Raw genomic sequence first — 15,321 nt, forward strand, 5'->3', positions numbered from 1 at the left:
CTGATTTCCGCGCACCTTGAGGCCACTGTCTTAAGACAGTCTGAAGACGCCGCGCAGGTTGCGAAAACGCCAGGCCAGGTGAATTTCTCTACCTTCAGACTTCGTTAAGAATCGACACCGATACTCCACCCCATCACCACTGGGGAGGAGCCACACCCATGCAGGGTCTGGACTGGAATAACCGATTACCACAGCACTCAAAGCCGTCCGGTGCGCTGCCTCTGGATTGCCTGCCTATGGGATTCGGCACTGCGCAATCACCGCCCCTTACGCTCAATCGTGCCTTGACTCAGGAGCCACTGCGCGACGCCTACGAGACGTTTATCCAGCATCGCTTTCGCCAGGCCCACAACGCCGAGATCCGCAGCTTCATGCCGGAGCTGTTTGGACTCCACGACAACACAGGCACCCTCTGCGCCGTGGCCGGCGTGCGGGTGGCGACCTCCGGCGCGCTGTTCCTGGAGAACTATTTGGATCAGCCTGTCGAGCACATCATCGAAGCCAGTGCAGGCAGGCCCGTGGACCGTCAGGGCATCGTCGAAGTGGGCAACCTCGCCGCCAGCAACTTGGGCAGCGCGCGACTGAGCATCATCACTGTGACCTGGCTGCTCGCCATGAGCGGCCTGGAATGGGTGGCGTTCACCGGCAACGCCGGACTGGTGAACAGCTTCAATCGCCTTGGCCTGCGACCCCTTACGCTTTGCGTTGCCGACCCTCTGCGCCTGGGTGACGACAGGCACGCGTGGGGCAATTACTACGATTCTCAACCCAGCGTGCACGTGGGAGACATCCGCGCAGGCTTCCTGCACTTGAGCAGCAGCGGCGTGTTTGAACGCTTCAGATTACCCCTGACACTGGAGGACAGTTGCCATGTCGCCTGAACTGACCGGCTTCCGCCAGCGCATCACTGACCTCGCCGCCGCGCAGCCCGATGCGTGTGCACTGTGGGGCGATGACCTGAAATTGAGCTATGCCGAGCTGGACGCAGAAATCAATCTGCGTCAGGAAAGGCTCAAGGACCTCGACGCCCGGGTCGTGGCCCTCGCCCTTGAGAATGGCCCGGACCTGCTGATCTGGGACCTGGCGATCCTCTTCGCAGGCCTGGCCTGTGTGACGCTGCCGCCGTTCTTCAGCGCCGCCCAGCGCCGTCATTGCCTGGAGCAGAGTCAGGCCGACGTGGTCATTGCTGACGACAGCTACTCTAGTGAACTTGCTCCCTCGGCATTCCGTCATGAGGAGGGATTCTGGCGGCGCGTGAACCGTCAGCCGTCGCCCCTGCCCGTCGGGACGGCAAAGCTCACCTTTACGTCTGGCACGACCGGCACCCCCAAAGGTGTCTGCCTGGACGCCGCAAGCGTACTCGCCGTGGCATTCGAGCTGCAGCGCGCCAGCGAATCTCGCCAGCCCGCCCACCACCTTTCACTCTTGCCTCTGGCGATCCTGCTTGAAAACGTTGGCTGCTACGCCGCGCTTTACGCCGGGGCCATGCTGAGTCTGCCGAGTCAGCGAACCCTGGGCATACAAGGGGCGAGTGGCGTGGAGTTGCCGCGCCTGCTGTCGACGTTGGCGGTGCGCCAGCCCCACAGCATGATCCTGGTTCCGCAGCTGTTGCTGCTGCTGGTCAGCGCTTGCGAGATGAATGCGTTTAACCCGGCAGCGCTGCGCTTCATCGCAGTGGGCGGCGCCAAGGTCACCCATGAACTCTTGCTGCGCGCCGAAGCCCTCGGCGTTCCGGTGTACGAAGGCTACGGCCTGTCGGAGTGCGCGTCGGTCGTGGCCCTCAACCGCCCCGACGACCACCATCCCGGCAGCGTCGGCAAACCCTTGCCCCATGTGCAGATACGCCTGGCCGAAGACGGCGAGGTCCTGATTGGCGGGTCGCGGATGCTGGGCTATCTCGGCGACGCGGAACCCACACCCGAGTGGTGGCCGAGCGGTGATCTCGGTGAGTTCGACGCCAACGGCTATCTCTACCTTCACGGGCGCAAGAAGCATCAGTTCGTGACCAGCTATGGTCGCAACGTCAACCCTGAGTGGGTCGAGGCCGAACTGACCCAACGCGGTCGGATCGCTCAGGCATTTGTCTACGGCGAAGCCCTGCCTCGCAATCATGCGCTGCTGTGGCCACTGCGCCCGGACACCACCGACGCGCAAATACACAACGCTGTCGCCCAGGCCAACCAGGCGCTGCCCGACTACGCGCGCGTCCACAACTGGACGCGTCTCGATCAGCCTTTCACCACCGCCAACGGCATGGCCACCGCCAACGGCCGACCCCGGCGCGACGCCATTCTGGCGAATTATCGACATCTGTTCACTGAGCCCACGCGAGCAAAGGACCTTCAATCATGAGTTTTTTCCAAACCCTGCAAGACGCCACCCGCACCGAGCGCGAGACCTTGTTCAATCTGCCCGTCATCCATGAGGCGCTGCACGGTGAGGTCTCGCTGGAGAGCTATCGCGCCTTCCTGACCCAGGCCTACTACCACGTGCGGCACACCATGCCATTGATGATGGCCTGTGGCGCGCGCCTGCCTTCCCGGCTGGAATGGCTGCGTGGCGCGGTCTGCGAGTACATCGAAGACGAATACGGCCACGAGCAGTGGATCCTCAACGACCTGCGCGCCTGCGGTGGCGATGCCGATGCCGTGCGTGACGGCACGCCCGGTCTGCCCATCGAGCTCATGGTCGCTTACCTCTACGATCTCATCGCGCGGGGCAACCCGGTGGGACTGTTCGGCATGGTCAACGTGCTGGAAGGTACCAGCATCGCCCTGGCGACCCATGCCGCCGGCAGCATTCAGCAGCGCCTGGCACTCCCGGCCACTGCGTTCAGTTACCTGAGTTCCCATGGCAGCCTCGATGTCGGCCACATGGAGACCTACCGCGCGCTGATGGACCGTCTCGAAGATCCGGAGGATCAGGCGGCCGTGATCAAGGCCTCGAAAGTGGTGTACGGCTTGTACACCGAGATGTTCCGCCAGTTGCCCCTCGTACACGACGAACCCGTGAAGGAACTCGCCCATGCGTCTGTCTGAAACCCGCGTCGTCCTGACCGGGGCCAGTGGCGGCATCGGCATGGCCATTGCCCAGGCGCTGTGCAGCCATGGCGCCGAAGTGCTCGCCGTCTGCCGTCATCAGGAGCCGCTGTTGCCATTGCAACAGCAGTACCCGCATCTGTTGCACTGGGTGAAGGCCGATCTGACCACCGCCGAAGGTCGTCAGCACGTACTGATGACCGCGCAGGCGATGGAAGGGGTCAACCTGCTGATCAACGCCGCCGGCATCAATCATTTCGCCATGCTGGAACAGTTGCCTGGGCCCGAGATCGATTCGATGCTCGACATCAACCTGAACGCGCCGATTCAGCTCACCAGCCTGTTATTACCGCTGCTGCGCCAGGCCAGCCGCGCCATGGTGGTGAACGTCGGTTCGACCTATGGCTCGATCGGCTATGCCGGTTACGCCACGTATTGCGCCAGCAAGTTTGCGCTGCGCGGGTTTTCCGAGGCCCTGCGCCGTGAGCTGGCGGATACGCGGGTCGGCGTGTTGTACGTCGCCCCGCGCGCCACCCGCACTACGATGAACAGTCCCGCCGCGCGCGCGCTCAACTCTGCACTGAAAACCGCCGAGGACGATCCGCAGACGGTCGCCGCCGCCGTTGTCCGTGCGATCGTGGGTAATCAGCGCGAGCTTTATATGGGCTGGCCAGAACAGTTCTTCGTCCGCCTCAACAGCCTGCTGCCCGCCGTGGTGGACCGTGGGCTGCGCAAGCACTTGCCCCTCATTCGCCGACTCAGTAGCGCCCCCTTCGACAAGAGCACCAAACCATGAAACGTCTACTCGTCGTACTGCTCGCCACACTCGCCCTGCCCGTGTGGGCACTGGATGCCCCTGACCAGCAACGCCTGGCCGGGATTCAGCAGGAGTGGGCGCGAATTCAATACCAGTTGCCGGACGATCAGCGCGTTTCTGCATTCGAACAGTTGGCCGCCAAGTCCTCCGCTTTTACCCAGCAGCGTCCCGCCGTCGCCGAGGCCTGGATATGGTCGGGCATTGTCACCAGCAGTTGGGCCGGTGCCCAGGGCGGGCTCGGTGCGTTGAGCAAGGTGAAAACCGCGAAAGCCGATCTTGAGAAAGCCATGACGCTGGACCCCAATGCCTTGCAAGGCTCCGCCTACGCCAGCCTGGCGGCGCTTTATGATCGCGTGCCGGGATGGCCGATCGGGTTCGGCGACCCGGATAAGGCACAAGGACTGCTGGAGCAGGCGCTGAAACTCAATCCCGACGGCATCGATCCGCTTTACTTCTGGGGCGATCATCTCTACCGCCAGGGCCACTACGCTCAGGCGAAGGCAGCGCTGGAAAAGGCGTTGCTCGCCGCACCCCGCCCCGGCCGCGAAGTGGCGGACAGTGGACGCCGTAAAGATATCCAGCTATTGCTGGTGGACGTAAACAAGAAACTGAAATGACGGAGCATTCATGCGTTTGCTGCTGGTTGAAGACGATGTTGCCCTCGGCGAGGGCATTCATCAGGCGTTGAGTCGCGAAGGCTACACGGTGGACTGGGTGAAAGATGGCGCCAGCGCCATCCATGCCTTGTTGAGCGAAGTCTTCGACCTGGCCATTCTCGATCTTGGATTGCCCAGGCTGGACGGCCTGGCAGTGTTGCGGCGCCTGCGGGAAAGCGGCTCGGCGCTGCCGGTGCTGATCCTGACGGCACGGGACGCCACCGAGGACCGCATTGCCGGCCTCGACGCGGGGGCCGACGATTACCTGATAAAGCCCTTCGACCTGTCAGAACTCAAGGCCCGCCTGCGGGCGCTGTTGCGGCGCAGTGCCGGCCGCGCGCGGGTCACGATCGAGCACGCGGGCATCCGCCTGGACCCGGCCACCCAGCAAGTCAGTTACAAGAACGAACCCGTCGCCCTCACCCCCAAGGAATACCAGCTGTTGTACGAACTGCTCTCGCCTCCTGGCCGGGTGATGACCCGCGAACGCTTGATGCAGTTGCTGTACGGCTGGAACGAAGAAGCAGAGAGCAACACCCTCGAAGTGCACATCCATCACCTGCGCAAGAAGTTCTCCAGCGAGCTGATCCGCACCGTACGCGGCGTCGGCTACCTGGTGGAGGATCGCCCGTGACGTCGATCCGCCGCCGCACGCTGACCCTGATCCTCGGACTGGTGCTGATCGGGCTGTTGATCCTGACGCTGGTCAACCTCCATGACAGCAACCACGAAATCGCCGAAGTCTACGATGCCCAGCTCGCCACCAATGCCCGGTTGCTGCAGGGCGTGATGCGCATGCCTCTGGCGCGGCAGGAGCACGCGCAGTTATACCAGGCGTTCAATGAGGCCCTGGCTCAGGCCGAACCCCGAATCGACGGCCACCCCTACGAGAGCAAAATCGCCTTTCAGGTCTGGGACCTTCAAGGCCGGCTGCTGGTGCACACCCCCAGCGCGCCGAGCCTGACCCGTGCGCCGCAGTACAACGGCTTCAGCGACATCAATGATCTGGGCAAACATGAGTGGCGCACCTTCGTGCTCAGGGACGAGCAACACGACCTGCTGATCTGGGTCGGCGAGCGCGACGACGTGCGCTCGGACCTGGTCAACCGCATCGTTCGCCACACGGTGATCCCCAATCTGATCGGCAGCCTGCTGCTGATGGGCGCGATCTGGCTGGCCATTGGCTGGGGACTCAAGCCGCTGGCCGATCTGGCCGCCACGCTGCGCGGTCGTCATCCGGGCTCCCTCGAACCCTTGCAGCTGGCACCGCTGCCCAGCGAGCTGGAGCCCATGCAAGCGGCCCTGAACAGATTGCTTGGACAGATTCAGGAGGTGCTGAGCCGCGAACGGCGCTTCATCGCCGACGCCGCCCATGAAATGCGCACCCCGCTGGCGGTGCTGCGTGTGCATGCGCAAAACGTGCTGGAGGCACACGATGAGGCACAGCGCGACCAGTCCCTGAGTTACCTCATCGTCGGCGTCGACCGCACGACACGGCTGGTCAATCAGTTGCTGACCGTCGCCCGGCTGGAACCCGGTGCAGGGGCCGTTCTCACCCGCAACGCCGATATCGTCGCGGCCGTACGCGAGAGCCTGGTGCAAATGACGCCGTGGGTATTGAGCCGGGGGCTGGAGTTGGTGTTCGACTGCGATGAACCTTCCCTGATGGTAAGAACCGATTTCGCCGCCATCGACATTGCCCTGCAAAACCTGGTCACCAATGCGGTCAATTTTTCGCCCTTGAACGGTCAGGTGGTCGTCACCCTGGGGGTGAGCAATGGCTATTTCCAGCTCAGCGTGGCGGACGAGGGACCCGGCATTGACGAAGCCGAACGGGAGCGTCTTTTCGAGCGGTTCTACAGTCGCGGCAACGATCAGGGGGCCGGGCTGGGGCTGACCATCGTGCAATCGATTGCACGACGCCTCGGCGGTGAAATCACGCTGGAGAACCGGGCAGCAAAAGGCCTGCGCGCGACGCTATGTGCGCCAGCGAACAGACAGCCCTGAGAAAGCGTACTCACACTGTCGTGGCTTGAACGCTTCGTTCACCAGGGCACATCGGTGCCGGCGCTCCGCTGTGCACACCGCCCAACACGCTGCGTCCGCCGGAGTGCAAGTCATTTAAGGGAAACTAATGACGAGCACATGGACACGCACCAAACAGGCGATCTCCCGGGTCAGACTGGCGGGTCGCGCCGGGACCCATCCGAAGCTTGCGTTCGCCTACGAACGGCTGCTGCGCGCCGAACTGTTCAACGCCGACCAGATGGCCAGCCACGGCATTGCCCTGGCCAACCAACATCAGCTCGGCGCAGTCACCACGCGGGACTTTCTGCTGGGCAGGCTGGATGACAACGAGGCATTGCTCAAGGAAAGCTGCAGTGCGTTGACTCAAGCCCAGGCGTCCGAGCGCCGTATGACCCCTGCCGCCGAGTGGCTGCTCGATAATTTTTTCCTCATCGAAGATCACATCCGCACCGCACGGTCCCACCTGCCCAAGGGTTACAGCCGTGAGTTGCCGCGCCTGAGCAATGGGCCTTCCAGCGGCCTGCCGAGGGTTTATGACATTGCCCTGGAGACGATTTCCCACGGTGACGGCCGCTTTGACGAACTGAGCCTCAAGCGCTTCGTTGTCTCTTATCAGACGGTCATGCCGCTGACGCTGGGCGAGTTGTGGGCCATTCCGATCATGCTGCGCCTGGCCTTGATCGAGAACCTGAGGCGGGTCGCCTCGCGGGTAATGGCCAACTGGGACGATCGTAATCTGGCCGATGACTGGGCCGAGCGGCTCATCGAGGTGTCCGAGCACGACGTGAAAAGCGTGGTGCTGAGCGTCGCTGACATGGCCCATTCTTCCCCGCCCATGACCGCTGCATTCGTGGCCGAGTTCGCCCGCCGGCTGCAGGGTCAAAGCGCTGCCCTGGCGCTGCCGCTCAACTGGATCGAGCAGTTGCTCGCCGAGACCGGTTCGAGTATCGAGCGGCAGGTGCAATTCGATGCGCAGCAGCAGTCTGCGGATCAGATGTCCATCAGCAACAGCATCGCCAGCCTGCGCCTGCTGTCAGCGACCCCCTGGCGTGAGTTTGTCGAAGCCATGAGCCATGTGGAGCAGACCCTCCAACAGGACCCGGCCGAGGTCTATCCGCGCATGGACTTCGCCACCCGCGACAGCTATCGCCACGTCATCGAACGGCTGGCCAGGCGCAGTGGACGCACTGAGATGTCCGTCGCGCAGAGCGTTGTGGCGCTGTCCCGGGAACACCGGGACGCTTCAGCCGGAGATGATCTCGTCCGCCATATCGGTTTTTTTCTGGTGGGCCCCGGAATCGGCGTTCTTGAAGAAAAACTCGGCGCCCGTGTGCCCTTTCACGAACGCTGGAAACGCCTGCTGCAAAGCTCACCGCTGACGTTTTACCTGGCCCCTGCCGGTGCCCTGACGATTATTTTTGCGCTGCCGCTGCTGTCCTCGGCACACCGTGACGGAATGCCTGATCTCGCGCTCATCGCACTGGCAGTGCCTTGCCTGGTCATGACCAGTCGCCTGGCCTTCAGCCTCATCAACTGGCTGGTCACGTTCAGCCTGCTGCCCGCCATGCTGCCGAAGATGGATTACGCCGACGGGATTCCCGATGAGGCGCGCACGCTGGTCGCCGTTCCGACGCTGATCGGTTCGCGCCCGGACGTCGACGAATTGGTCGAAGGCCTGGAGGTCAGGTTCCTGGCCAATCGCGACAGCAATCTTTTCTTCGCGCTGCTGACCGATTTCCTCGATTCACCCACTGAAGTGCAAGCGCCGGATGCCGACCTGCTCGCCTATGCCGCAGAGGCAATCAATCGGCTCAACGGCAAGTATGCGGACGAATTGCCGGCGCGGTTTTTCCTGTTTCACCGCCCTCGCCGCTGGAGCGCCAGTGAACGCGCGTGGATGGGTCACGAGCGCAAACGCGGCAAGCTGACCGACCTCAACGCGTGGCTGCGTGGCGCGGGCGAAGACCGTTTCACCACCATCGTGGGTGACACCTCGGCCCTTGGCACGGTGCGTTATGTGCTGACCCTTGACACCGACACCCTCCTGCCGGGCGAGGTGGCCCGCCAGTGTGTGGCCGCGATGATGCATCCACTCAACCGCCCGGTGTTCGATGCAAGCCGTGAGCGTGTCATTTCCGGGTACGCGCTGTTGCAACCCCAGGTCGGCATCAGCCTGACCAGCACCCCCCGCTCGATCTATTCGCGCCTGTTCGGCAGTGGCGGCGGCGTTGACCCCTACACCCGGGCGGTCTCGGACATTTATCAGGACCTGTTCAAACAGGGCTCCTTCATTGGCAAGGGCATCTACGATGTCGACGCGTTCACCTGTGCGTTGGAGGGCTGTCTGCCGGACAACCAGGTCCTCAGTCACGACTTGATCGAGGGCTGCTACGCCCGGTCGGGCCTGCTCAGCGACGTGCAGTTGTATGAGCAATATCCGTCTCGCTACAGCGTGGACGTCAAACGACGTCATCGCTGGATTCGCGGCGACTGGCAATTGATCCCCTGGATCCTGCCCTGGACCCGGAACACGCGCGGCGAATGGGCACGCAACCGTCTCGATGTGATGGCGCGCTGGAAAATCCTCGACAACCTGCGCCGCAGCCTTGAGCCGGCGGCCGTGTTGCTGATGCTGGCCTGGGGTTGGTTCGCCAGCAGTGAACCGCTGGCCTGGACCTTGGCGGTGGTCGGCCTGCTGGTCATGCAACCGCTGCTCAGGACCCTGACCGATGGGTTGCAACCGCCGTTGAACGTGCCTTATCGGCAATACCTGGCCGCGCTGTGCCGGAGTCTGGGGCAAGACCTCGCCCAGATCGCGGCCACCGTCGCATGGTTGCCGTTCGAGATGTATTACAGCGTGGGCGCCATTGCGCGCTCGCTCTGGCGCATCCTGTTCAGCCGCCGCCTTTTGCTGCAATGGCAACCCTCCCGCGAAGTCGAGCGCAACACGCAAAACCCGCTGCCGGCGCTCTACCGCGAGATGTGGTTCGGCCCTCTGCTCGCCCTCTGCGGATTCGTCGGCTTGCTGACTGACCCGCTCGCGCTGGCGATCGCCATGCCGTTCCTGCTCGCCTGGGCTGCCGGCCCCTGGATCGCCTGGCGCCTGAGCGCGATGCCGGAAAATGCCGTGTTCGAGCCCTCGGTGGAGGCATTGCGCTTCCTTCAGGTGCTCTCGCGGCGGACGTGGGCGTTCTTCGACGAACTCGTCGGCCCGCAGGATAACTGGCTGCCCCCTGACAATATTCAGGAAGAGCCTAAATCGGTGATCGCCCACCGGACCTCTCCGACCAATATGGGTATGGCCTTGCTTGCGCATCTGGCGGCCCACGATTTCGGCTATCTCAGCACCGACCGACTGCTGCAGCGCTTGTCCGCCTCGCTGGACACCATGGACAGCCTGGAGCGTCACCAGCAGCATTTTTACAACTGGTATGACACGCAGACCCTCAAGCCCCTGCGCCCTCAATACATCTCCACCGTTGACAGCGGCAATCTGGCCGGGCACCTGCTGACCCTGCGTGCCGGTCTGATCCAGCTGCCCGACGCCGCGGTGTTCGATGCTGCCATGCTCAAGGGGCTGCGCATCACGCTGGACACCCTGCTCGACACAACGGACGCCGCGGGCAACTTGAACGCGCTCTATCCCTTGCTCGAAGAGTCCGCAGGAATCGATGAAACCGGTGCGCTGTTGACGGCGTTACAGACCGTCCGTGCTCGGGTGGCGGCCATGCCGGCGGGCGGCACCGAAGACAGCGCATATTGGCAAACCGCGTTGCTTGCCCAGTGTGATGACTGGATCGCGGCCCTCGAACGTTATCGACTGCCCACGCCTTCGATCGGTCGACACTCACGTGGCCGCACGCTGCGGGAGCTTTCCACACTGGATGAAGCTGACTGGGCTGCGGAGGATCACCCGCGCATAGACGCGGTCCGCCAGGCCGCCCTCGACGCCATCGCCCGGATCGATCGCCTGATCCTGCAGACGGGCAATCTGGCGCAGATGGACTTCTCCCTGCTTTATGACCACAAGCGCGACTTGTTCGTGATCGGCTACAACGCCGACGAGCGTCGCCTGGACACCGGCTATTACGACCTGCTGGCGTCGGAAGTGCGCCTGACCAACTTCGTGGTCATCGCTCAGGGTCAGATTCCCCAGCGGGCATGGTTCACCCTCGGGCGACTGCTCGGTGACTGCGCCGGCGTACCGACCTTGATGTCCTGGTCCGGCTCGATGTTCGAATACCTGATGCCCATGCTGGTCATGCCCAACTACGACGGCAGTCTGCTTGACCAGACCTGCCGTGCGGCGGTGGCCGTGCAGATCGAACACGGGAAGCGCCTGGGCATTCCGTGGGGGGTGTCGGAATCGGGTTATTACACGCTGGATGCGCATTTCAATTATCAGTACCGGGCGTTCGGCGTTCAGGCCCTCGGCCTCAAGCGCGGATTGGGCGACGACGTGGTTGTTGCGCCATACGCCAGCGTGCTGGCCTTGATGGTGGACGCCGAGGCGGCCTGCAAAAACCTGCAGCGTCTTGCCCGCAAAGGCGCCTGCGGGCGCTACGGATTCTACGAAGCGATTGATTACACCGAAGCGCGTCTGCCAAGGGGCCAGCGTTATGCCTGGGTGCAGTCCTTCATGGCCCACCATCAGGGGATGAGTCTGCTGGCCTTGGCCAGTGTGTTACTCAATCAGCCCATGCAACGGCGGTTTGAATCCGACCCTGCCCTGCAGTCGGCCCTGCTGCTGTTGCAAGAGCGGGTGCCCAAAGTGGCAGCGCCTTACCTGCAAACCGCCCAGCAGCCGGCCGCAGGGGATACAGGCGCCGGCCAGGAGAATGACCTCAGGGTGTTCGCCAACCCGGGGCTCAAGCGCCCGGCGGTGCAATTGCTGTCCAACGGCAAGTACCACGTCATGCTCAGCAGCGCAGGTGGGGGTTACAGCCGCCTGGAAAACATGGCCGCCACCCGCTGGCAGGAAGACACCACTCGGGATCACTGGGGCACGTTCTGCTACTTGAGGGACGTTGCCACCGGCGCCGTCTGGTCGACCGCCTTTCAGCCGACCTTGCACCGGGCCGAGAGCCACGAGGCTATTTTCAGCGATGCCCGTGCCGAGTTTCGCACCCGGGAACTGGGTTTCGACACCCATATGGAAATCGTCGTTTCCCCTGAAGACAACATCGAACTGCGCCGCCTGCACGTGACCAACCGAGGGGAATCTGCGAGGACGCTGGAGATCACCACCTACGCGGAAGTGGTGCTGGCTTCGCCGGAAACGGACGCCATGCACCCGGCGTTCAGCAAGTTGTTCGTGCAGACCGAACTGCTGCTGCCGCTGCAAGCCATCGTTTGCAGTCGTCGGCCCCGCGCCAGCGATGAGCACACGCCGTGGATGTGCCATCTGCTCGCGGCACATGGCGTGGATATTCAGGCCATTTCCTACGAGACCGACCGCGCGCGCTTCATCGGTCGCGGCCGCAGCACCCAGTCGCCGGCAGCGCTGGACCCGGACTGCGAGCAACTGTCGGGCAGCGCCGGCCCGGTCCTGGACCCGATTGTCGCCATCCGTTGCCGGATCACCCTGCAGCCCGGGCAGCAAGGCACCATCGATCTGGTGACGGGTGTTGCGGACAGTCGCGACGACTGCCTCTCGCTGATCAACAAATACCGGGATCGGCACCTGGCGGATCGGGTTTTCGATCTGTCATGGACCCACAGTCAGGTGCTGCTGCGTCAGCTCAACGTTTCCCCCGCCGATGCCCGTTTGTTTGAGCAGATGGCCTCGTCACTGATTTACGCCAACGCAGGCCTGCGCGCCGACAGCACCGTGCTGGCGGCCAACCTGCGCAATCAGCAAGGCCTGTGGGGGCAGTCGATTTCAGGCGACCTTCCCATCGTGCTGTTGCAGGTCAGAAGCCTCGAGAATATCGAGCTGGTCCAGAAGATGATTCAGGCTCACGCCTACTGGCGCCAGAAAGGCCTGCTGACGGATCTGTTGATCTGGAACGAAGATCAGGTGGGTTATCGCCAGCAACTGCAGGACGCGATCATGGGACTGGTCACTTCCGGCAGCGAAGCCACGCTGGTGGACCGGCCGGGCGGCCTATTCGTGCGCATGGCGCAGCAAATGTCGAACGAGGACCGCACGCTGATCCTGTCGGCTGCGCGCCTGGTGTTTTCAGAAGGACTGGGGACGCTTGCCGAACAGGTTCAGCGCCGCCGCGTGGTCCGGGTGCACGCGCCGTTTGTAGCGACCCGCCTTTATATGCCAGTGCCATCGAAGGCCCTTGCCCCGTTTCCCATGTCGCTGTCATTGAACAACGCCTACGGTGGATTCAGCCAGGATGGGCGTGAGTACATCATCAACGCACCGGCCTCCCATCCCACGCCAGCGCCTTGGGCCAACGTGATTGCCAATGCCCGGATGGGCACAGTGGTCTCGGAGTCCGGCAGCGCCTACACCTGGGCGGAAAATGCCCACGAATACCGCCTGACGCCCTGGCACAACGACCCGGTGAGCGACCCCGTCGGCGAGGTCATTTACCTGCGGGATGAAGACACCGGGCATTTCTGGTCAGCCACCCCCCAACCTGCCTCGGGCACTGGCGCTTACCGAACGCGCCATGGCTTTGGTTACACCGTGTTCGAGCACGAGGAAGACGGCATTCAGAGCGAGCTCTGGGTTTACGTGGCGCTGGATGCGCCGATCAAGTTCTCCAGGCTGGTGCTGCGCAATGTGTCGGGGCGTGAGCGCAACCTGACGGTGACGGGCTATGTGGAGTGGGTGCTGGGCGATCTGCGCAGCAAATCAGCCATGCACGTGGTCACCCATTCGGACCCTGCCAGCGGCGCATTGTTTGCGCGCAACGCCTGGTCGGTGGAATTCAGCGAGCGTGTGGCGTTTTTCGATACCGACTCCGTCGATCACAGTGTCACTGCGGACCGCACCGAGTTCATCGGACGCTGCGGCAGCCTGCAGTCTCCCGCCGCGATGCGGCATAAGGGGCTGTCCGGAAAAACCGGTGGCGGTCTGGACCCGTGCGCCGCGATACAGGTGACGGTGGCGCTCGCACACGGCCAGGGCACGGAAGTGGTCTTGCGGCTGGGAGCGGAGAAAAATCCCCAGGCGGCCACCCAGTTGGTGCAACGCTACAAAGGCGTGCAGGTGGCGGCGGCGGAGTTGCAGAAAGTGAAGGATCACTGGCGCTCGGTGCTTTCCGTGGTTCAGGTGAAGACGCCCGTGCCGGCCCTGGACGTGATGCTCAACGGCTGGTTGATGTACCAGGTCATCGCCTGCCGGTTTCTTGCCCGCAGCGGCTATTACCAGTCGGGCGGCGCCATCGGCTTTCGCGATCAGCTGCAAGACAGCATGGCGATGATTCATGCCGACCCGGCGGCGGCGCGGGCGCATCTGTTGCTGTGCGCGAATCATCAATACGCCGAGGGCGACGTTCAACACTGGTGGCACCCGCCCCTCAATCGAGGCGTGCGCACGGCCTGCTCCGATGATTTCCTGTGGCTCGTGGCCGCCACCAGTCGCTACGTCGAGGTCACCGATGATCTGTCCGTGCTGGACGAACCCGCCGGCTACCTTGACGGGCGCGCCCTGGGTCCGGGTGAAGAATCCTATTACGACTTGCCCGGAGTATCGCCGCTGCAGGAGCCGCTGTATCGGCACTGTGTCCGCGCCATCGAGCACAGCCTGAGCCGTGGCGAACACGGTCTGCCGTTGATGGGCAGTGGCGACTGGAACGACGGCATGAATCGTGTGGGCTATCTCGGCCGGGGTGAAAGCGTCTGGCTGGGCTTTTTCGGTTGTCAGGTGCTTGAACGCTTCGCGCGGCTGGCCGAGCGCCACGGCGACAGCGAATTCGCCGCGCGCTGCGGTGAACAGGCGAAACAGCTGCGTGACAATCTGGAAGCCTCTGCCTGGGACGGCGCGTGGTATCGCCGCGGCTGGTTTGACGACGGGCAGCCGCTGGGCTCCTCCGTCAACGATGAGTGTCGGCTGGATTCCATCGCCCAGAGCTGGTCGGTGTTGTCCGGCGCCGGATCACCCGCCCGACAGCGTCAGGCCATGCAGGCGGTGGATCAGTACCTGGTCAAACCCGACATCCGCGCGGTCCTGCTGCTTGATCCCCCGTTCGACAAGGGCCTGCAGGACCCGGGCTACATCAAGGGCTATGTGCCGGGCGTGCGCGAGAACGGTGGGCAGTACACCCACGCGGCTGTCTGGGCGGCAATGGCCTTTGCGCAGCTGGGCGACACGACCAAAGCATGGGAGCTGTTGCACATGATCAACCCGGCCGACCCCCTCAACGGCGCCAGGATCGACACCTATAAAGTCGAACCCTATGTGATGGCGGCCGATGTCTACGGTATTGCGCCCCATGCAGGATGGGGCGGCTGGACGTGGTACACCGGCTCCGCTGGCTGGATGTACCGGTTGGGCGTCGAGTCGCTGCTGGGGCTTCAACGCACCGGCAATCTGCTGCAGCTGAACCCTCTGATGCCGGTGGACTGGCCCGGGTTTACCCTGAGCTACCGATTCGCTGAGACGCAGTATCACTTCGAGGTGGTCCGCGGCGATGCCCAGGGCAGCTCAATGACTATGGATGGCGAGCCGGTCGAGGGGGACACGCTGACGCTGGTGAATGATGGCGTGGAACGCCGGGTGCGCATTGAGTGCGGCGGCTCGCGGCCCGCAGCGTCAGCGGCAGTGGAATTCGAGAAGGCGGCCGATGATTGACCTCCAGTGCCAGCGCCGCGCTGGAGTACT

Annotated in this window: 8 protein-coding genes; all 8 read left to right on the top strand. The window is 63.5% G+C overall.

Annotated features, from left to right (window positions below; genetic code table 11):
• Positions 1 to 158: 158 nt before the first annotated feature.
• The 8 genes from QMX88_RS09115 (at position 159) to QMX88_RS09150 (ending at position 15,291) form a co-directional block, all read left to right on the top strand.
• A complete protein-coding gene (locus tag QMX88_RS09115) occupies positions 159 to 881 on the top strand; it encodes a thermostable hemolysin (RefSeq protein ID WP_442969442.1) in 723 nt (240 codons plus the stop codon).
• Entirely contained in the window at positions 871 to 2,352 is a 1,482-nt protein-coding gene (locus tag QMX88_RS09120; protein WP_282368410.1) for an AMP-binding protein, read from the top strand. Before QMX88_RS09115 ends, QMX88_RS09120 begins: the two co-directional genes overlap by 11 nt.
• Positions 2,349 to 3,038, top strand: a complete 690-nt coding sequence (locus tag QMX88_RS09125) for a TenA family transcriptional regulator (protein WP_282368411.1) — start codon at positions 2,349 to 2,351, stop codon at positions 3,036 to 3,038. The genes QMX88_RS09120 and QMX88_RS09125 overlap by 4 nt, the downstream gene beginning before the upstream one ends.
• Positions 3,025 to 3,834 (top strand): SDR family oxidoreductase, encoded by an 810-nt coding sequence (locus QMX88_RS09130; protein WP_282368413.1) that lies wholly within the window; start codon positions 3,025 to 3,027, stop codon positions 3,832 to 3,834. The genes QMX88_RS09125 and QMX88_RS09130 overlap by 14 nt, the downstream gene beginning before the upstream one ends.
• Complete coding sequence (locus tag QMX88_RS09135) at positions 3,831 to 4,472, top strand: tetratricopeptide repeat protein (RefSeq protein WP_282368415.1); 642 nt, start codon at positions 3,831 to 3,833, stop codon at positions 4,470 to 4,472. Before QMX88_RS09130 ends, QMX88_RS09135 begins: the two co-directional genes overlap by 4 nt.
• A 10-nt stretch (positions 4,473 to 4,482) precedes the next feature.
• Positions 4,483 to 5,145 (top strand): response regulator, encoded by a 663-nt coding sequence (locus QMX88_RS09140; RefSeq protein ID WP_282368417.1) that lies wholly within the window; start codon positions 4,483 to 4,485, stop codon positions 5,143 to 5,145.
• Entirely contained in the window at positions 5,142 to 6,518 is a 1,377-nt protein-coding gene (locus QMX88_RS09145) for an ATP-binding protein (RefSeq protein ID WP_282368419.1), read from the top strand. The genes QMX88_RS09140 and QMX88_RS09145 overlap by 4 nt, the downstream gene beginning before the upstream one ends.
• 127 nt (positions 6,519 to 6,645) lie before the next feature.
• The gene (locus QMX88_RS09150) at positions 6,646 to 15,291 is read left to right on the top strand and encodes a GH36-type glycosyl hydrolase domain-containing protein (protein WP_282368421.1); all 8,646 of its coding nucleotides are present in this window, start codon (positions 6,646 to 6,648) and stop codon (positions 15,289 to 15,291) included.
• Positions 15,292 to 15,321 lie beyond the last annotated feature (30 nt).

Source organism: Pseudomonas sp. PS02290, from assembly GCF_029960075.1.
Lineage (GTDB): Bacteria > Pseudomonadota > Gammaproteobacteria > Pseudomonadales > Pseudomonadaceae > Aquipseudomonas.

What these genes read in the sequence shown, in the direction of transcription:
- QMX88_RS09140 (WP_282368417.1), top strand. Translation starts at nt 4,483, where the DNA reads ATGCGTTTGCTGCTGGTTGAAGACGATGTTGCCCTCGGCGAGGGCATT.
- QMX88_RS09125 (WP_282368411.1), top strand. Translation starts at nt 2,349, where the DNA reads ATGAGTTTTTTCCAAACCCTGCAAGACGCCACCCGCACCGAGCGCGAG.
- QMX88_RS09115 (WP_442969442.1), top strand. Translation starts at nt 159, where the DNA reads ATGCAGGGTCTGGACTGGAATAACCGATTACCACAGCACTCAAAGCCG.
- QMX88_RS09120 (WP_282368410.1), top strand. Translation starts at nt 871, where the DNA reads ATGTCGCCTGAACTGACCGGCTTCCGCCAGCGCATCACTGACCTCGCC.
- QMX88_RS09130 (WP_282368413.1), top strand. Translation starts at nt 3,025, where the DNA reads ATGCGTCTGTCTGAAACCCGCGTCGTCCTGACCGGGGCCAGTGGCGGC.
- QMX88_RS09135 (WP_282368415.1), top strand. Translation starts at nt 3,831, where the DNA reads ATGAAACGTCTACTCGTCGTACTGCTCGCCACACTCGCCCTGCCCGTG.
- QMX88_RS09150 (WP_282368421.1), top strand. Translation starts at nt 6,646, where the DNA reads ATGACGAGCACATGGACACGCACCAAACAGGCGATCTCCCGGGTCAGA.